This is a genomic window from Micromonospora vulcania (assembly GCF_042658605.1).
In the GTDB taxonomy this organism is placed as follows: domain Bacteria; phylum Actinomycetota; class Actinomycetes; order Mycobacteriales; family Micromonosporaceae; genus Micromonospora; species Micromonospora vulcania.
On record NZ_JBHSQS010000015.1, the window covers coordinates 1 to 18,665 of the forward strand.

Annotated in this window: 11 protein-coding genes; 9 read left to right on the forward strand and 2 right to left on the reverse strand. The window is 74.1% G+C overall.

All coding sequences use genetic code 11. From position 1 onward, the window contains the following. The 8 genes from ACFQGL_RS22750 to ACFQGL_RS22785 all read left to right on the forward strand — a co-directional run. On the forward strand, positions 1-4,424 hold a 4,424-nt coding region (locus tag ACFQGL_RS22750; RefSeq protein ID WP_377514355.1), incomplete at its 5' end, for an amino acid adenylation domain-containing protein. Beyond that, complete coding sequence (locus ACFQGL_RS22755) at positions 4,421-9,448, forward strand: amino acid adenylation domain-containing protein (RefSeq protein WP_377514357.1); 5,028 nt, start codon at positions 4,421-4,423, stop codon at positions 9,446-9,448. The genes ACFQGL_RS22750 and ACFQGL_RS22755, both read left to right, overlap by 4 nt. A gap of 1 nt (position 9,449) precedes the next feature. Continuing rightward, positions 9,450-10,553: an NAD(P)H-binding protein gene (locus tag ACFQGL_RS22760; RefSeq protein WP_377514358.1), complete on the forward strand. Its 1,104-nt coding sequence runs from the start codon at positions 9,450-9,452 to the stop codon at positions 10,551-10,553. Next, positions 10,550-11,734, forward strand: coding sequence for a Gfo/Idh/MocA family oxidoreductase (locus ACFQGL_RS22765; protein ID WP_377514360.1), 1,185 nt, complete (start codon positions 10,550-10,552; stop codon positions 11,732-11,734). The genes ACFQGL_RS22760 and ACFQGL_RS22765 overlap by 4 nt, the downstream gene beginning before the upstream one ends. Beyond that, positions 11,731-12,507, forward strand: a complete 777-nt coding sequence (locus tag ACFQGL_RS22770; RefSeq protein WP_377514361.1) for a thioesterase II family protein — start codon at positions 11,731-11,733, stop codon at positions 12,505-12,507. Before ACFQGL_RS22765 ends, ACFQGL_RS22770 begins: the two co-directional genes overlap by 4 nt. Further along, positions 12,504-13,334, forward strand: a complete 831-nt coding sequence (locus tag ACFQGL_RS22775) for an FAD binding domain-containing protein (protein ID WP_377514363.1) — start codon at positions 12,504-12,506, stop codon at positions 13,332-13,334. The genes ACFQGL_RS22770 and ACFQGL_RS22775 overlap by 4 nt, the downstream gene beginning before the upstream one ends. Then, the gene (locus ACFQGL_RS22780) at positions 13,331-13,834 is read left to right on the forward strand and encodes a (2Fe-2S)-binding protein (protein ID WP_377514364.1); all 504 of its coding nucleotides are present in this window, start codon (positions 13,331-13,333) and stop codon (positions 13,832-13,834) included. Before ACFQGL_RS22775 ends, ACFQGL_RS22780 begins: the two co-directional genes overlap by 4 nt. A gap of 28 nt (positions 13,835-13,862) precedes the next feature. Continuing rightward, the gene (locus ACFQGL_RS22785) at positions 13,863-15,554 is read left to right on the forward strand and encodes a carbamoyltransferase family protein (RefSeq protein ID WP_377514366.1); all 1,692 of its coding nucleotides are present in this window, start codon (positions 13,863-13,865) and stop codon (positions 15,552-15,554) included. A 47-nt stretch (positions 15,555-15,601) separates the two neighbouring features. On the opposite strand, the gene ACFQGL_RS22790 is transcribed toward ACFQGL_RS22785, so the two are convergent. Further along, positions 15,602-16,084, reverse strand: a complete 483-nt coding sequence (locus ACFQGL_RS22790) for a VOC family protein (protein WP_377514368.1) — start codon at positions 16,082-16,084, stop codon at positions 15,602-15,604. 10 nt (positions 16,085-16,094) lie between these two features. Next, positions 16,095-17,177 carry a methyltransferase gene (locus ACFQGL_RS22795; RefSeq protein ID WP_377514369.1) on the reverse strand — a complete coding sequence of 361 codons (1,083 nt, stop codon included), beginning with the start codon at positions 17,175-17,177 and terminating at the stop codon, positions 16,095-16,097. Positions 17,178-17,236: 59 nt separating this feature from the next. On the opposite strand from ACFQGL_RS22795, the gene ACFQGL_RS22800 reads away from it, so the two are divergent. Next, positions 17,237-18,646: an LLM class flavin-dependent oxidoreductase gene (locus ACFQGL_RS22800; RefSeq protein ID WP_377514371.1), complete on the forward strand. Its 1,410-nt coding sequence runs from the start codon at positions 17,237-17,239 to the stop codon at positions 18,644-18,646. The last annotated feature ends 19 nt before the right edge of the window (positions 18,647-18,665 follow it).

The following is an 18,665-nucleotide window of genomic DNA, read 5'->3' on the forward strand; positions in this document are numbered from 1 at the left end:
TGCCGGTCGACCCGGCCGCGCTGGCGTACGTCATCTTCACCTCCGGCTCCACCGGCGAACCCAAGGGCGTCGAGGTGCCGCACTCGGCCGCCGGCAGCACCATCGAGGCGATTCGCCGACGGTTCGGCATCGGCGCGGACGACCGGGTGCTGGCGGTGTCCGCGCTGGACTTCGACCTGTCGGTGTTCGACATCTTCGGCCTGCTCGGCGTCGGCGGCGCCCTCGTGCTCATCGGCGAGGAGCAGCGGCGCGACGCGAGCGCCTGGCGTCGACTCGTCGACGCGCACCGGGTCACCGTCTGGCAGTCCGTCCCGGCCCTGCTGGACATGCTGCTGACCGCCGCCGAGACCGAGAGCGGGCTGGAGCACCTGCGGTTGGCCCTGCTCGGCGGCGACTGGGTGGGGCTCGACCTGCGCGACCGGCTGGTGGCGCAGCGCACCGACGCACGGCTGGTCGCCCTGGGCGGCACCACCGAGACCGCCATCCACTCCACCGTCTTCGAGGTGGGCGCGGTGCCGGCGCACTGGCGGTCGATCCCGTACGGGGTTCCGCTGCCCAACCAGCGCTGCCGGGTGGTGGACGGTCGGGGTCGGGACTGTCCGGACTGGGTGGTGGGGGAGTTGTGGATCGGCGGATCGGGGGTGGCGGCCGGTTACCGGGGTGACCCGGAGCGCACCGCCGACCGGTTCGTGACGCACGACGGGGTGCGCTGGTATCGCACCGGTGACCTGGGCCGGTACTGGCCGGACGGCACCCTGGAGTTCCTCGGCCGGGCCGACTTCCAGGTCAAGATCCGCGGACACCGCATCGAGCTGGGCGAGGTCGAGGCCGCCCTGGTCGACTGCCCGGGCGCACGCGACGCGGTCGTGGTCGCCGTCGGCGGCACCACCCGTCGACTCGCCGCCGCGATCGTGCCCGACACGTCCGAGGTGGACCCCGAGGCGGTACGGGCGTTCGTCGCCGAGCGGCTGCCGGCGTACATGGTGCCCGAGCACATCGCCGTGCTCGACCGGTTGCCACTGAGCGGCAACGGCAAAATCGACCGGCCGGCGCTGACCGAGCGGCTCGCCGAGCGGGCCGACCGGCCCAGCACCGTCGAGCCACCCGTCGGGCCGGTCGAGACGACACTGGCCGCCGCCTGGTCCGACCTGCTCGGCGTACCGACCGTCGGACGCGGCGACAGCTTCTTCGCCCTCGGCGGAGACAGCCTGCTCGCCACCCGGCTGCTCGGCCGGATGCGGGCCGCCGGGCTGGCCGGCGGTCAACTGCGCCGCCTCTTCGCCGCGCCGACGCTCGCCGGGTTCGCCGCCGGGGTCCGGCTGGACCCGATGGCCGGGCTGACCGCGAGCTTCGTCGCCGACCCCGGGCACCGCTACGACCCGTTTCCCGCGACCGACGTGCAGCGGGCCTACTGGATGGGACGGACCGGCGACTTCGCCCTCGGTGAGGTGGGGTCGCACTGGTACTGGGAGTTCGACGGCGAGGACGTGGACCTCGACCGGCTCACCGCGGCCTGGAACCGGCTGGTCCGGCGACACGAGATGCTGCGGGCGGTCTTCGACCCCGACGGGCGCCAGCGCGTCCAGCCCGAGGTGCCCGAGGTGACCATCCCGGTCGGCGAGGGCGAGGCCGCGCTCGCCGACCTGCGCGAACGGCTGTCGCACCGGATCGCCGACCCGACCCGATGGCCGCTGGTCGCCATCGAGGCCGTCCGGTACGGCGAGCGCCGGGTCCGGCTGGCGTTCAGCTTCGACTACATCGTGCTGGACGCGCTCAGCATCGTCACCGTCTTCGCCGAACTGTCCGCCCTCTACGTCGACCTCGACGCGCCACTGCGTCCGATCGGCGTGTCGTTCCGCGACTACGTGCTCACCGCCCAGCCGGACGAGGCCACCGTCGCGGCCGACCAGACCTACTGGTCGGCGCGGGCCGCCGAGCTGCCGCCCGCGCCGCAGCTACCGCTCGCCGTGGATCCCGAGCGGGTACGCGCGCCCCGCTTCGTCCGCCACGAGGCCCGACTCACCCCCGCCGAGTGGACCGCCCTGGTGGATACGGCCCGCACCCACGGGGTGAGTCCGGCCGCCGTGCTCGCCACCGCGTACGCCGAGGTGCTCTCGGCCTGGAGCGGACGGGCGGACCTCACCCTCAATCTGACCCTGTTCGACCGCCGGGAGGTCCACCCCGACATCGACCACGTGCTCGGTGACTTCACCTCGCTGCTGCTCGTGCCGCACCGGCCCGACACCGCCGACGACTTCCTGACCCTGGTCCGCCGCCTCCAGGAGCGGATGTGGGACGGCATGGAACACAACGCGGTGTCCGCCATCTGGGTGCTGCGGGAGATCGCCCGCCGCACCGGGGCGGCCGCCGCCACCATGCCGGTGGTCTTCACCAGCGCGCTGGGCATCAGCGACGAGCTGGTCAACATGTCGCTGCCGTTCGGCGAGCAGATCTGGGGAGCGTCGCAGACCCCGCAGGTGTGGTTGGACAACCAGGTCATGGAACGCGACGGCGGGCTCAGCATCAACTGGGACGTGGTGGCCGAACTGTTCCCGCCCGACGTGGTGGAGACGATGTTCGCGGCGTACGTCGACCTGCTGACCACCCTCGCCGGCGGACAGTGGGCGCAGAGCGTGCCGGTCGGGTTGCCCGAGGGGCAGCGGGTGGTCCGCGACCGGGTCAACGCGACCACCGCGCCGATTCCGCACGGCCGGCTGCACGACGGGTTCTTCGCCTGGGCGGCACGGGAGCCGGGACGCCCGGCGTTGCTCGGCGATCAGGTGGCGGTGTCCTACGGTGAGCTGGCCGGACGGGTGTTGACCCTGGCCGGGGCGTTGACGCGGGCCGGCGTTGCCCCGGGTGACGCGGTGGGCGTGTGCCTGCCCAAGGGCGTCGACCAGGTCGTCGCGGTGCTGGGCGTGCTCGCCGCCGCTGGCGTGTACGTGCCGGTCGGCGTGGACCAGCCCACCGCGCGGCGCGGCCGGATCTGGCAGCGGGCCGGCGTGGCGGTCGTGGTGGGCGACGGCGGGCTCGACCCGACCGGCGACGGCGGCCCGGCCCTCGACGGGTGCGTACCGGTCGACCCGGCCGCGCTGGCGTACGTCATCTTCACCTCCGGCTCCACCGGCGAACCCAAGGGCGTCGAGGTGTCCCACACGGCGGCCCTGAACACCCTCGCGGCGGTCGGTGACCTGCTGCGTCTCGGCGCGGACGACCGGGTGCTGGCCGTGTCGGCGTTGGACTTCGACCTGTCGGTGTTCGACATCTTCGGGCTCCTCGGTGTCGGCGGGGCCGTGGTGCTCGTCGAGGAGGGGCAGCGGCGCGACGCCCGGACCTGGCTGCGGCTCGTGCGCGAGCACGACGTCACCGTCTGGAACACCGTGCCGGCCCTGCTCGACATGCTGCTCACCGCGGCCGGCGACGAACCGCTCGGCGCGCTGCGAAGCGCCCTGGTCTCCGGCGACTGGGTCGGCCTGGACCTGCGCGACCGGCTGGTCGCCCGCCGCCCGGACGCCCGGTTGATCGCCCTGGGCGGCGCCACCGAGGCTGCCGTCTGGTCCAACTCCTTCGAGGTGGGCGCGGTGCCGGCGCACTGGCGGTCCATCCCGTACGGGGTTCCGCTGCCCAACCAGCGTTACCGGGTGGTCGACGGTCGGGGCCGGGACTGTCCGGACTGGGTGGTGGGGGAGTTGTGGATCGGCGGAACCGGGGTGGCGGCCGGCTACCGGGGCGATCCCGAGCGCACCGCCCAGCGGTTCGTGACGCACGACGGGCTGCGCTGGTATCGCACCGGTGACCTGGGCCGGTACTGGCCGGACGGCACCCTGGAGTTCCTCGGCCGGGCCGACTTCCAGGTCAAGATCCGCGGACACCGCATCGAGTTGGGCGAGGTCGAGGCCGCACTGCTGGGGTGCCCCGGAGTACGCGACGCGGTGGTGGTCGCCGTCGGCGGCACCACCCGCCGGCTCGCCGCCGCCGTCGTCGCCGAGCCGGACACCACGCTCGATCCGGTCGTCACCGGCGCGTTCGTCACCGACCGGCTGCCCGCGTACATGGTGCCCGAACACGTCGCGGTGCTCGACCGGCTGCCGCTGAGCGGCAACGGCAAAATCGACCGGGGCGCGGTGGCCACCCTGCTCGCCACCGGTGACAGCGCGCCGGCGGACGAGCCACCCCGCGACGGCCTGGAGGGCGACCTCGGGACGCTCTGGGCCGACCTGCTGGGCTGCCCCGTCCCCGGCCGCACCCGGAACTTCTTCAGCCTCGGTGGGGACAGCCTGCTCGCCACCCGGTTGCTGGCCGTCCTACGCGAGCGGTACGGCGTCGACCTGCCGATGCGCGGCCTGCTGGACCGACCGACCATCGCGGATCTGGCCACCGCCGTGCAGCACGCCACCGGCACGTACGAGGAAGGGGCGATATGAACGGGCAGGACCTCATCGCCGAGCTGGCGCAAATCGGTGTCCAACTCTGGGAGGAGGACGGCCAGCTCCGCTTCCGGGCCCCCACCGGCGTTCTCACCGAACAGCGACGTGCCGCGCTGCGCCAGCACAAGGAACAGGTGCTGGCCGTGCTGCGTGACGCCGCCGTGCCCACCGCGGTGCCGCACCCCGAGCAGCGGTACGAGCCGTTCCCGCTCACCGACGTGCAGAGCGCGTACCTGCTCGGGCGCAGCGACACCTTCGCCTACGGCGGCGTCGGCTGCCACGGGTACGGCGAGCTGAGCTTTCCCGAGCTGGACGTCGACCGGCTGGAACGCGCCTGGCACGAGGTCGTCGCCCGACACGACATGCTGCGGGCCGTGGTCAACCGGGACGGCTCCCAGCAGGTACGCCCGGATGTCCCGGCGTACCGGATCGAGGTGATCGACGCCGACCCGGCCGGCTTCGCCGACGCGGTGGCCGACACCCGTGCCGAACTGGACCACCGCCGGTACGACCCGCAGCAGTGGCCGCTGTTCGCGCTGCGGGTCACCCGGAGCCCGCAGCGGTCCGTGCTGCACTTCTCGATCGACTTTCTGATCTGCGACTTCGTCAGCATCAACATCCTGCTCGACGAGCTGGATCGCCGGTACGCCGCCGACCCACCCGCCGACGAGCTGACGCTGACCTTCCGCGACCACCTGCTGGCCACCGAGCCGCTGCGCGGCGGCCCCCGGTACGAGGCCGACCGGGACTGGTGGCTGGCCCGGCTCGACGACCTGCCGCCCGCGCCGGAGCTGCCGCTGCGCGTCGACGGCACCGCCGTACCGCCCCGGTTCCGCCGCCTCGACCTGCGGCTGGACCCGACCGAGTGGGCCGGTTTGAAGCAGCGCGCCGGGCGGCACGGCGTCAGCCCGTCCGGGGCGGTGCTCGCCGCGTACGCCGAGGTGATCGCGGCGTGGAGCGCCCACCCGCGCTTCACCGTCGACGTCACCCTGCTCAACCGGACCCCGACGCACCCGCAGGTGGACCGGATCGTCGGCGACTTCACCTCGGTCAGCCTGCTGGCCGTCGAGCAGGACCCGGACGCGCCGGTGCAGGAGCGGGCCAAGCGGATCCAGGCGCAGCTCTGGTCCGATCTGGACCACCGCCGCTTCTCCGGGGTCGACGTGGTCCGGGAACTGGCCCGCCGGCGGGGCGGCGACGCCGCGCTGATGCCGATCGTCTTCACCAGCGCGATCGGGCTGGGCGGCGACACCGGTGTGGAGGGCTTCGGTGAGCTGGGGTACGGCATCAGCCAGACCCCGCAGGTGTGGATCGACTGCCAGAACATCGAGCGCTCCGGCGGGCTCGCCACCAACTGGGACGTACGCGACGGCGTCTTTCCCGACGGCGTGGTGGACGAGATGTTCGCCGCGTACGCCGTGCTGCTGCGTCGGCTGGCCAGCACCGACGAGGCGTGGGAGGAGGTCGCTCCGGTCGCGTTGCCCGAGGCGAGCGCCCGGCGCCGTACCGAGGTCAACGCCACCGCCGCGCCGCTGCCGGACGGGGTGCTGCACGAGGGGGTGCTCGCGCAGGCGCTGCGTACCCCGGACCGGGTGGCCGTGGTGGCCGCGGACGGCACGCTCACCTACCGGCAGCTCGCCGGCCGGGCCGCCGCGCTGGCCGCCGGGCTCGCCGACGACGGCTGCCGGCCCGGTGACCTGGTCGCGGTGGTCGCCGACAAGGGCTGGCGGCAGGTGGTCGCGGTGTTCGGGGCGCTGCTGGCCGGTGCCGCGTACGTGCCGATCGACACCAACCAGCCGCCCGTTCGCCGGGACCTGATCCTGCGGGGAGCCGGGATCCGGCACGTCCTCACCGAGGCCGCCCGGGTGCACGACGAGTGGCCCGCGCAGGTGCGGCCGATCGCGGTGGACGGCTACGACGGCCCGGCCCCTACGGCGCTGCCGGCCCGCACCGTCGGCCCGGACGACCGCGCGTACGTCATCCACACCTCCGGGTCGACGGGTACGCCCAAGGGCGTGGTGATCACCCACCGGGCGGCCCTGAACACCGTGGCGGACATCAACGCCCGGTTCGACGTGACCCCGGACGACCGGGTCCTCGGCCTGGCCAACCTCGGGTTCGACCTGTCCGTCTACGACCTGTTCGGGCCGCCCGCGGTGGGTGCGGCCCTGGTGCTGCCCGCGCCCGAGCGGCGGGGCGACCCCACGCACTGGGCGGAGCTGGTCGCCGCGAACGAGGTGACGCTCTGGAACTCGGTGCCGGCACAGTTGCAGATGCTCGCCGACTACCTCGCCGCCGCGCCGATGGTCCGGATTCCCTCGCTGCGGCTGGCCCTGCTCAGCGGCGACTGGATCCCGGTCACCCTGCCCGATGAGATTCGCGACCTGGTCCCCGGGCTGGCCGTGGTGAGCCTCGGCGGTGCGACCGAAGCCGCCATCTGGTCGATCATCCACCCGATCGGTCGGGTCGACCCGGCCTGGCGCAGCATCCCGTACGGGGTGCCGCTGACCAACCAGAGCTGGCACGTCCGCGACGCCGGACTGCGGCCCCGGCCGGACTGGGTGACCGGGGAACTCTACATCGGCGGGGCCGGCCTGGCGCTGGGCTACCTCGGCGACGAGGCACGCACCGCCGAGCGGTTCGTCACCGACCCGGGCACCGGTGAACGGCTGTACCGCACCGGCGACCTCGGCCGCTACCGGCCCGACGGCACCATCGAGTTCCTCGGCCGGGAGGACTTCCAGGTCAAGATCCGGGGCCATCGGATCGAACTGGCCGAGGTCGAGTCGGCGCTGCTGGCGTACCCCGCCGTCGGTGCGGCGATCGCGGTGGTGGATGGTGACCGTCCACTGGAGAGGCGGCTCGCGGCCGTCGTGCGGCCCGCCGCCGTCGAGCCCGGCCCCGGGCGGCCGGTCGACCCGACCGGACCCACCGCGGCCGGGTCCGCGTTGGTCGCCGGCACCGACCTGGGCGCGTACGCGGCGTACCTGCACGAGTTGGACCGCCTCGGCCTGGCCGCCATGCTGGACACCCTGCGCGCCGCCGGTCTGGCCCTGGACGACCGTCCGCACACCCTGGCCGAGGTGTACGCGGCGACCCGCGTCGCGCCCCGGCACCGTCGGCTGCTGCGTCGCTGGCTGCGGGCGCTCACCGACTCCGGTGTGCTGCGCCAGGACGACGACGGGTACCGGCTGGTGGCCGCGCCGCCGCCGTCCGCTCGGGCCTGGGACGCGGCGGCCGAGCGGGCCGCGTCGGTCGGGGAGTCCGCCGAGCTGGTGCGGTACTTCCGGGCCAGCGCCGTGGCCCTACCGGCGCTGCTGCGCGGCGACGAGGACCCCCTCGCGCTGCTCTTTCCCGGCGGTGAGCTGGCGGTGTCCGACAACCTGTATGCCGACGCCCTGTTCAACCGGTGGGCCAACGCGGTCGCGGCGGCGACGGTCCGGGCCCTGGCCGAGCGGCTCACCGGGCCGGTACGGGTCGTCGAGGTCGGCGCCGGATCCGGCGGTACGACCGCGGCGGTCCTCGACGCGCTGGACGGGCTCGACGTCGACTACCTCTACACCGACCTGTCCGCGTTCTTCCTCGGCGCCGGCCGACAGCGCTTCGCCGACCGGCCGGGGGTCCGCTTCGCGCTGCTGGACCTGGACGCCGACCTGGCCGGGCAGGGGATGGCGCCGAACAGCGCCGATCTCGTGATCGCCGGCGACGTCCTGCACGCCACCCGGGACGTACCGGCCACCCTGGCGCGGTTGCGGGGCCTGCTGGCCCCCGGCGGGCACCTGGTGCTGCTGGAGATGACCCGCGAGCACTACCAGATCATGACGTCGCTGGAACTGCTCGTACGACTCGACGACGACCTCGGGGACTTCGCCGACCTGCGGCGGGGCACCGACCGTACGTTCCTCACCGGCGACGAGTGGCGTGGCGTACTCGCCGACGCGGGCGCGTCGCCCGTGCTCGACCTGCCGCCGGCCGGTGACCCGATGGCCGGGCTCGGCATGCGGATCATCGCCGCGCAGGTCAAGGCGGACCGGCGTCGGGTGGTGCCCGACGAGCTGCGGACCCACCTGGCCGACCGGCTGCCCGACTACATGATCCCGAGCGTGCTGCAGGTCCTCGACGAGTTGCCCCGAACGGCGAACGGCAAGCTGGACCGTTCGGCCGTACGCCGGCTGGTGGCGGCCACCACCGCCGGCCCCGAGGAGGCCGCCGCCGCACCGCTCACCGACCTGGAGCAGGAGATCGCGGCCGTCTGGGCGGACGTGCTGCGGGTGGATCGCGTCGGGCGGGACGCGGACTTCTTCGCCCTCGGTGGCGACTCGCTGCTCGCCGCCAAGCTCGCCGGTCAGCTCGCCGAGCGGGTTCCGGCCGCCGCCGAGGTCTTCTTCGACGAGCTGCTGCGCCGGATCCTGGAGCACCCGACCGTCGCCGCACTGGCCGACCACCTGTCCGCCGCCGGTGCCGCCCGGCCCGCCGAGGAACCGGCGCAGGCCGACACGGGCGAGGTGGTGTCGCTGGCCGGGCACGGCGCACCCCGGTACGTCCTCGTGCACGACGGCAGCGGCAGCCTCGACGGGTACGCCGGACTGGCCGCGCCGCTGGCCGACGCGGGGGCGGTGTGCGGGATCGTGGACGCCGGCCTGCACCGGTACGCCGGTCTCGACCCGGCCCCGTTGGTGCAGCGTCTCGCCGCCGACTACACCTCGGCGCTGGCCGAGCACCTGTCGACCGAACCACTGCTGGTGGTGGGCCGGGGCGAGGCCGGGGTGCTGGCGTTGGAGCTGGCCCGCCAGCTCACCGAATCCGGGGCCGAGGTGGCCGGGCTGGTCGTCGTCGACCCGTACACCGGTGACGGCTACGGCAGTTCCCCGTACGCCGGGGACGTCACGCTGCTCTGCCCGGACGAGCCGGACCCGACGAGCGTCGACTGGTGGCGCGACGTGTGCCTGGGCGAGCTGACCGTACGCCGGGTGCCGCAGGACCCGACCAGCTGGGCCGGCCCGATCGCCGGGGGCGGCTGACGTGGCCGGGACGATCGCCCTGGTGGGCGCCACCGGCGGGGTGGGCCGGCACGCCCTGACGCACCTGCTGGCCTGGAGCACCGACACGGTACGCGCCGGCACCCGCGATCCCGCCCGGCTCGTCACCGACGATCCGCGCGTCCAGGTGCAGGCGGTGGACGTCACCGATCCCGCGAGCCTGGACGCGTTCTGCGCCGGCTCCCACACCGTCGTCAACTGCGCCGGTCCGGCAGCCACGATCGGCGACGCGGTGGCCCGGGCGGCGGCGCGCGGCGGCGCGGGCTACGTCGACGCGGCCGGCGACGACCCACTGCACGCGGCGGTGGCCGCCCTGCCCGCGCCGGCCGATCGGGTCGCCGTGCTCTCCGCCGGCCTGATGCCGGGGCTGTCCGGGCTGCTCCCCGCCCACCTCGCCGCGCAGGTGCCGGGAGCGCGACGGATGACCGGGTACGTGGGTGGCCGGGACGGGTTCACGCCCGGCGCGGCCCTGGACTTCCTCGCCGCCGGCAGCGCCGACTATGGCGAGCCGCTGGCCGCGTGGCGCGACGGTGCCCGGCGCAGCCGTGCCCTCGCCGTACGCGGCGCGGCGCCGGTGCCGTTCTTCGACGAGCCGGTGCTGCTGCAGCCGTACCTGAGCACCGAGACCGAGCGGGTCGCCCGCCGACTCGGCCTCACCGACGTCGACTGGTACTCGGCGTTCGCCGGCACCCGGCTGCCGGCCGCGCTCGCCGCGGGCGCCGGGCGGGCCGGCGCGACGGCGGCGCAGCTCACCGACGCGGCGGCCGAGCTGTGCCGGGCCGCCGAGCTGGACACCTTCGGCCGACCCCGCTACCAGCTCCTGGTCATCGAGATGACCGGCGCGGCGGGCAGCCGGGTGCTGGCCTGCCGGGGAATCGGCGCGAACGCGCTCACCGGCGCGGCGGTGGCGCTCGGCGCGGTGGCGGTCGCCGCCGACGCCGTGCCACCCGGGGTGCACCACCTCGCCGAGGCGGTGGACCCGCGCTGGGCGGTGGACCTGCTGACCACCAGCGCGGCGGTCACTTCGCTGCACGTCGACGACGGCCCGCTGGGGTCACACGACCTGATCGAGGAGGGGGTGGCGTGAAACCGAGGGTGCTCGTCGCCGGTACCAAGTTCGGCCAGGTGTACCTGCAGGCGTTCCGGCAACCCGACTTTCCGTTCGAGCTGGCCGGGATCCTCGCCGGCGGCAGCGCGCGTTCGGTGGCATGCGCGCGGCACTACGACGTTCCGTTGTGGACCGACGTGGCGCAGGTGCCCGACGACGTCACGTTGGCCTGCGTGGTGATCCGTGGTGGCCTGCTCGGCGGGCCGGGCGGTGAGGTGGCCCGGGCGTTGATGGAGCGCGGGTTGCACGTGTTGCAGGAGCATCCGCTGCACCACGACGAGCTGGTCGAGTGCCTGCGTACCGCCGGGCGGGCCGGGGTGGTCTACCACCTGAACTCGTTCTACGTGCACACCGCGCCGGTGCGCCGGTTCCTCGCCGCCGCCCGGGCGCTGCTGGCCCGGCAACCGGCGCGCTACGTCGACGCGGCCTGCGGCTTCCAGGTCGCGTACGCGCTGCTGGACATCCTCGGCCAGGCCCTCGGCGGGGTACGCCCGTGGGGCCTGGCCCCGCCGGTCGAGCTGCCCGAGCAGGTACGCCGGCTGTCCCGGGTGGACGTGCCGTTCCGCAGCATCGACGGGGTGCTCGCCGGGGTGCCGTTGACCCTGCGGGTGCAGAACCAGATGGACCCGGCCGACCCGGACAACTACGCGCACCTGCTGCACCGGGTCACCATCGGCACCGAGGCCGGCAACCTGACCCTGGTCGGCACGCACGGGCCGACCGTGTGGAGCCCTCGGCCGGACTTCCCGCAGCAGGTGCAGGACCGGGGGGTGGGCCGGGCGCACTTCGCCGACGGTGTCGGGGCCGAACCCGACCACCTGGACGTGCCGAGCGCGCAGCCGCTGGCCGACGCGGTCGCTCCCAGCTACCGCACCGTCTTCGATGAGGTGTGGCCGGCCGGTGTCGGGTACGCGCTGGGCAACCTGCACCGGGCGGCGTTGGGCGGGGAGAAGCCGGCCCGGCACGGCCAGTACCACCTGACCCTGTGCCAGTTGTGGCAGGACGTCACCGCCCGGCTGGGGCCGCCCGACCTGGTGCACTCGGTTCCGCCACGGATGCTCGTACCCGCCGAGGTGGCCGAGTTGGCCGACGCCGCCGCCCTAGCGCTCGACCCGCCACCGGCCGAGGTCCAGCCGGTGCGGATCGGAGCCCGCTCGTGACCGCCGTTGTGCGTACCTGGCTGCGCTGTCCCCGGCCGTTGCGCTGGCCGGCGCTGCGCCTGATCTGCTTCCCGCACGCCGGCGGGAACGCCGCCTTCTACCGGTCCTGGGCGGGTCAGGTGCCCGACGACGTCGAGGTGCACGGTGTGCAGTACCCGGGCCGGATGGACCGGGCCGCCGACCCGTTCGCGCCCGACCTGCCGACCCTGGCCGAGCAGGTCACCGAGGCGGTCCGGGCGCTGCCGGCCGACGCGCCGGTCGTCCTGTTCGGACACAGCCTCGGCGCGTCGGTGGCGTACGAGACGGCACGTCGTCTGAACGGCCCCGGCTCCGGGCTGCGGGCGCTGGTGGTCTCCGGCCGGCCGGGCCCGGACCGGTTACGGGCCACCAGCGTGCACCTGGCCGACGACGACACGCTGTGGGCGGAGACCGGGCGGCTCGGCGGCACCGGCCGCGAGGCCCTGGAACACGAGGGGGTACGCGCGATCGCCCTGCCGGTGCTGCGCGCCGACTACCGGATCGCCGAGACCTACCAGCCGCAGCCGCCGGTGCCGTTACGGGTGCCGGTGCTGGCCTGCATCGGCGCGGACGACCCCGAGGTCACCCCGCAGGAGGCCGGCGACTGGGCCCACCGCACCCGGGGGGCTTTCAGCCTGCACACCTTCGCCGGCGGCCACTTCTATCTGCTGGCGCGTCGTAACCAGCTGATCGACACCATCCTGCGCGCCACGCACCGCAGCCCGGTGCCCACCTGGTCGGCGGCCGGCCCGTGATCCCGGCGAACCTGCACTACCACCGGGCCCGGGACCTGACCGAGGCGTTGCGGCTGCGCCAGGCGTACGGCGACCTGTTGCGACCGCTGGCCGGCGGGCAGTCGCTGCTGCCGGCGCTCAAGCTGCGCCGCGACCGCGTCGACACCCTGCTGGACCTCGGCCGGGTCGACGAGTTGTCGTACGTCGTGCACCGCGACGACCACCTGGCCGTCGGTGCGCTGACCCGCTACCACCGGCTGCTCACCGACCCGCTGGTCGACCGGTACGCCCCGCTGCTGGCGGTCGCCGCCGCCGCGGTCGGTGACCCGCAGGTGCGCCACGCCGGAACCGTCGGCGGGGCGCTCGCCCAGGCCGACCCGGCCGCGGACCTGCCGCTGGCCCTGGTCGCGTTGGACGCCGTCGTGGTGCTGCGCAGTGTGGCCGGGGCCCGGCAGGTGCCCGCCGCCGAGTTGGCCGTCGCGCCCGGCGTGACGGTCTGCCGGCCCGACGAACTCGTCACCGAGGTACGGGTGCCACTGCCCGGTCCGGCGCTGTGGAGCTACCGGACCTTCGCCCGGCCGGCCCTGGAGTGGTCGTTGGTGGCCGTCGCCGTGGCCGACGACCGGGTCGCGTTGGCCGGAATGGGTCCGACCATCCGGCGGGCGTACGGGGTCGAGGCGGCCCTCGCCGAGGGTGCCGGTGTCGCGGCGGCGGCGGCGCGTGCCGACGAGGGCTGTGACCCGTCCGACGACGTACGCGGTTCGGCCGCCTACCGGCGGCACCTGAGCCGGGTGCTGGTCGCCCGCGCCCTGGCCGACCGAGACACCGCCGTGGAGGAACCCCGATGAGCATCGACGCCCGGCCCGGCACGAGCACCGTGGCGGTCACCGCCACCGTCAACGGTCGCCCGGACAGCCGGCGGGTGCCGGCTCGTACCCTGCTGGTCCATCTGCTGCGCGAGGAGCTGGGGCTGACCGCCGCGACGGTCGGCTGCGACACCTCCTCCTGTGGTGCCTGTACGGTGCTGCTGGACGGGCGGTCGGTCAAGTCGTGCACGGTGCTCGCCGCGCAGGCCGACGGCACCGAGATCCGTACCGTCGAGGGCCTGGCCGACGGCGAGCGCCTGCACCCGGTGCAGGAGGCGTTCCGCGAGCACCACGCGCTGCAGTGCGGGTTCTGCACCCCCGGCATGGTGCTGGCGGTGGTGAGCCTGCTGCAGGAGAACCCGGGGCCGCTCACCGAGTACGACGTCCGGTACGCCCTGAAGGGCAACCTGTGCCGCTGCACCGGCTACCACAACATCGTCCGTGCCGTGCTCGCCCTCGACGAGGCCCGGCAGGTCCGATGACCGCCAGACACCGGAAAGGAGGCCGACCATGTCGGCGCGCTACGTACTCGGGGTGAACATCGGCTTCCACGACTCCAGCGCCGCGCTGGTACGCGACGGCGCGCTCTGCGGCCTCGTCGAACAGGAGCGGGTCAGCCGCCGCAAGCACGCGGTGGGTCAACCGCCCGCCGAGGCCGTCGCCGCGTGCCTGGCGATGGCCGGCATCGGCCCGCAAGAGGTGGACACGGTCGCCATCGGGTGGGATTTTCGGGACATCCCGCTGGGGCGCAACCGGCGGTTCACCGCCGAAGGGCTGCGGGCGATGCTCTTCCCCGGTCACGAGGACCTGAGCATGCCGGCGATCCGCTGGGTCCCGCACCACGTCGCGCACGCGGCCAGCGCGGTGTACAGCTACGACTGCGACGAGGCGGCGGTCCTGGTCCTCGACGGGGCCGGTGAGACCCAGTCGACCTCGTTCGGCCGGTACGCCGACGGGGAGATCGAGATCCTGCGGGACTGGCCCGTCGAGCAGTCGCTGGGCTTCTACTACAACGCCGCCGCCGAGTGGGCGGGGCTGGGTTACTGGGGCACCGGCAAGCTGATGGGCCTCGCCGCCTACGGCAGGCCCGGTCCCGGTGCGCCGGTGCGCGCCGTGCCCGGCGGGTACGAGCTGGTCCGCGGCACGCCCACCGCCGAGGTCCCCACCCGGCGGGCCGCCACCCTCGGCCCGCTGATGGCGTACTACCCGGCCGTCGCCGAGTCGCTCAAACCCGAGTTCGGCAAGCTGTTCCCGTACGCGTCGCGTACCGGCGAGGAGCCGATCGCGTACGCGGACTTCGCCGCGACCATCCAGCAGGGGCTGGAGGAGACGGTGCTGTCGCTGGCCGCCGACCTGCGGCGTAGGGTCGACACCCCGGTGCTGGCGCTCGCCGGCGGGGTGGCGATGAACTGCACCATGATCGGCGTCCTGGTCCGCAGTGGACTGTTCGACCGGGTCTACGTCCCGCCGGTGCCGACCGACGCGGGCGTGTCCCTGGGTGCCGCGCTGGTCGCCGCCCGGGAGTGCGGGCCGTTCGCGCCCACCCGCATCGACCACGCGTACTGGGGTCAGCCGATCACCACCGAGGCCGGCGAGGCGGCCGCCGGGCGGGCCGGGATGGTGCACCGCCGACTCGGCGACGACGAGTTGGCCCGGTCCGTGGCCGGTGAGCTCGCCCGGGGTCGGATCGTGGGCTGGGCGCGCGGCCGGGCTGAGATCGGGCAGCGGGCGCTCGGCGCGCGCAGCCTGCTGGCCGACCCGCGTGCCCGGCGCAGCCTGGAACGACTCAACGTGCTCAAGGGGCGGGAGATGTGGCGTCCGGTGGCGCCGAGCATCCTCGCCGAGCACGTGGCCGAGCTGATCGACGGTCCGGTCGGCGACCCGTCGAGGTTCATGCTGGCCGCCGCCTCGCTGCGCCCGGACGCCCGGCTGCGGATCCCGGCGGTGACGCACGTGGACGGCTCGGCCCGGCCGCAGACCGTGCACCGCGACACCAACCCCGGTTACTGGGCGCTCATCGAGCAGTTCCGGCAGCTCACCGGGGTGCCGGCGGTGGTCAACACCTCGTTCAACCTGGCCGGTGACCCGATCGTGAACTCGGCCGCCGACGCGGTGGACACCTTCGTCCGGGCCAAGGAGATCGACCTGCTGGTGCTCGGCGACGCGGTGGTGGCCCGCAGCGAGAGCGAGTTGCCGGCCTGACGAGTTGGGGCCGCCCCGGTCGGGGCGGCCCCTTCGCGGGTCGATGCTCAGGCGCGGGCCATCCGGCGGTCGCGGCGCCACACCTGCCGGAGCCGGTCGACGAAGAAGTCCCTGTTCACCCAGTAGAACTCCAGCCAGATGTTGTCCGGGTCGCGGAGCCAGATCTGCGATCCCGCCTCGTGCTTGGAGGTGGTGATGCCGGAGTGCGCGACGTCGATGGCGTCCAGGTGGGCGACCCACTCGTCCAGGTCACCCCGCTCCGGCACGTGGTAGGCCAGGTGGTGCAGCCCCGGGCGCCGCTCGTCGAAGCGGTCGGCGGCGGCCTCACCCTCGGCCGGTTCCTGGACGCAGCCCAGCACGACCGAGGCGAACGACGCGGTGTGCAGCAGGGTGCGGAAGCGGAAGCCGGAGTCCGGCGGTGTGACGTCGTTGACCACCACCATCTCGAACACGGAGCAGTAGAACGAGGTGCTGCGCTCCAGGTCGACGACGGTGAGGTTGATGTGGTTGCGACCGTCCAGGCGCGGCATCGGGGCCTCCTCAGACCGACCGGCCGGCAGCCGCCACGGCCGGGCTGCCGGCCGTCGGCCCGTTCTCGGGTACGGGGACCGCCGGCACGGCTTCGAGCACGGACATCGACGAGGTCGGCGTCACCCGCAGCAGGCGGAACCCGGCGTCATCGAGCAGGGCACGGAACTCCTGCTCGGTGCGGGTACGGCCGCCGAACAGGGCGAGCGCCTTGACGTCCATCACCTTGCCGGTGTCGTCGTGGTTGCCGTAGCGGCTGACCGACTCGATGATGACCAGCCGGCTGTCCGGCCGGGCCGCGGTGCGGACGTTGCGCAGGATCGCGGCGGCCCGCTCGTCCGGCCAGTCGTGGATGATCGTCTTGAGCAGGTACACGTCCGCGCCGGCGGGCAGCGGGTCGAAGAAGCTCGCGCCGCGGATCTCGCACCGGTCGGCGACGCCGGCGTGGGCCAGCACCTGCGGCGCCTCGGCCACCACGTGCGGCAGGTCGAGCAGGGTCGCGCGTAGCTCGGGGTGGCGGACCAGCAGGCCAGCGGCGAAGGTGCCGTGCCCGCTGCCCACGTCCACCATCGTCCGGGCCGCCGCGAGGTCCAGCGCCGGTGCCACGGTACGCAGCACGAACGGGTTGACGCTCTCGGCGGACCGCTCGAACCGGACGCACTCGTAGGGGTGGTCCGCGAAGTGGTCGTAGTAGCGGGTGCCGCCGTGCACGTGCCCGAACGCGGTCTCGCCGGTACGCAGGCTGTGCGTCAACCGGGCCCACGAGTAGATGTCCGGCGGCATGAGCGGGAAGCACTCGCGTACCGAGAAGGGATGGTCGCTGCGCAGCGGCTCGGCCAGCGGGGTGAGCCCGAAGACCTCGGGTTCGACCTCGGTGAAGATGCCCCGGCCGGCCAGCGCGCGCAGCCCTCGGGTCAGCGCCGCGGGGTCGGCGCCGATCCGCCGGGCCAGCACGTCGACCGGCAACGGGCCCTCGACGAGGTGGTCGGCGACCGCCAGGTCGCACATGACCCGGATGGTGAACGGAACGATGTAGTCGGCCAGTTCGGTGAGTCGGGTGACCGACGCGAGGTCGATGCGAGGCGTCGCGGACATGTTCGTACCGTATCCGGTCCGGCGTTGCGATACCAGATAGCATACGAGACACTTGATACGTGCATCTCAACGTGTTCACCCAGTGCTCGCCGTCGCCGCAGTTCAAGGGATTCTGGCGGCATCCGGCCGACCGCAGCGCCACCGGCTACCGGGACCTCGGCTACTGGGTCGAGCTGGGCCGACGGCTGGAGGCGGCCTGCCTGGACGCGCTGTTCTTCGCCGACGTGCACGGGACGTACGACGTCTACCAGGGCTCCTGGCGGGCGGCCGTGCGCAACGCGGTGCAGATCCCGTCGATCGACCCGCTGCTCGTGCTGCCCGCGATCGCGGCCACCACCTCCCGGCTGGGCCTGGCGGTGACCTACTCGACGACCTACCACGCCCCGTACGAGTGTGCCCGGGTGTTCAGCTCGCTGGACCACCTCACCGGCGGGCGGGTGGCCTGGAACATCGTCACCTCCTATCTGCGGTCCGCGTCGGCGAACGGGCTGGGTTCCTACCTGGACCACGACGAGCGTTACGACCGGGCCGACGAGTACGTCGAGGTGGCCCGCCGGCTGTGGGAGGAGAGCTGGGACGACGACGCGGTGGTCCGGGACGCCGCCGCGAACGTGTTCGCCGACCCGGACCGGGTGCACGAGATCGGCCACGAGGGCCGCTGGTTCTCGGTGCGGGGCCCGCACCAGTGCGAACCGTCACCGCAGCGCACCCCGGTGCTCTACCAGGCCGGCGCGTCCGGGCGGGGGATGACCTTCGCGGCCCGGCACGCCGAGGTCGTCTTCCTGACCATGGCGGACCCGGCCAGCGGCGCGCCGCAGGTGGCCCGGCTGCGGTCGCTGGTGGCCGCGCACGGGCGTGACCCGCGCTCGGTGAAGGCGTTGCAGGGCAGCATGGTGATGGTCGCCCCGACGCGCGCGGAGGCCCGTCGGCGGGCCGAGGAGTACGTGGCCCTGTGGAGCGGGGAGGGGCAGCTGGCCAAGTGGTGCGGGTGGATGGACGTGGACCTCGCCGCGTTTCCGGACGAGACGCCGGTGGCCGAGATCGCCGGGCAGGGCAGCCAGAGTTTCGTGGGTTTCCTGCGCCGGCTCGGCCCCGAGCGCACCTGGACGGTCGGCGACGTGCGCTACCTGGTGGCCACCGCCCGGCGGCCCCGCACCAGCGCCCCGGTGACCCTCTTCGGCACTGTCGAGCAGGTCGCCGACCGGATGGAGGAGTGGCTGTCGGTGGCCGACGTGGACGGCTTCAACCTGATCCCCTGCCCGACCACGCAGGGCATCGACGACATCTGTGACCTGCTGGTGCCGGAGTTGCAGCGCCGTGGACTGTTCCGCAGGGCGTACGACCCGGCCGAGCGGACCCTGCGCGAGCGCTACTTCGGCGCCGGAGCGCCGGTGCCGGCCCGGGTGCCGGCACTGGACCCGCAGGACGGGGTGCCCGCGCCGGTCGAGCCGGCCGCCGCGCGCGGCTGACCGGCCTGGCCTTGCGCGG

What these genes read in the sequence shown, in the direction of transcription:
- ACFQGL_RS22755 (WP_377514357.1), top strand. Translation starts at nt 4,421, where the DNA reads ATGAACGGGCAGGACCTCATCGCCGAGCTGGCGCAAATCGGTGTCCAA.
- ACFQGL_RS22780 (WP_377514364.1), top strand. Translation starts at nt 13,331, where the DNA reads ATGAGCATCGACGCCCGGCCCGGCACGAGCACCGTGGCGGTCACCGCC.
- ACFQGL_RS22785 (WP_377514366.1), top strand. Translation starts at nt 13,863, where the DNA reads ATGTCGGCGCGCTACGTACTCGGGGTGAACATCGGCTTCCACGACTCC.
- ACFQGL_RS22790 (WP_377514368.1), bottom strand. Translation starts at nt 16,084, where the DNA reads ATGCCGCGCCTGGACGGTCGCAACCACATCAACCTCACCGTCGTCGAC.
- ACFQGL_RS22795 (WP_377514369.1), bottom strand. Translation starts at nt 17,177, where the DNA reads ATGTCCGCGACGCCTCGCATCGACCTCGCGTCGGTCACCCGACTCACC.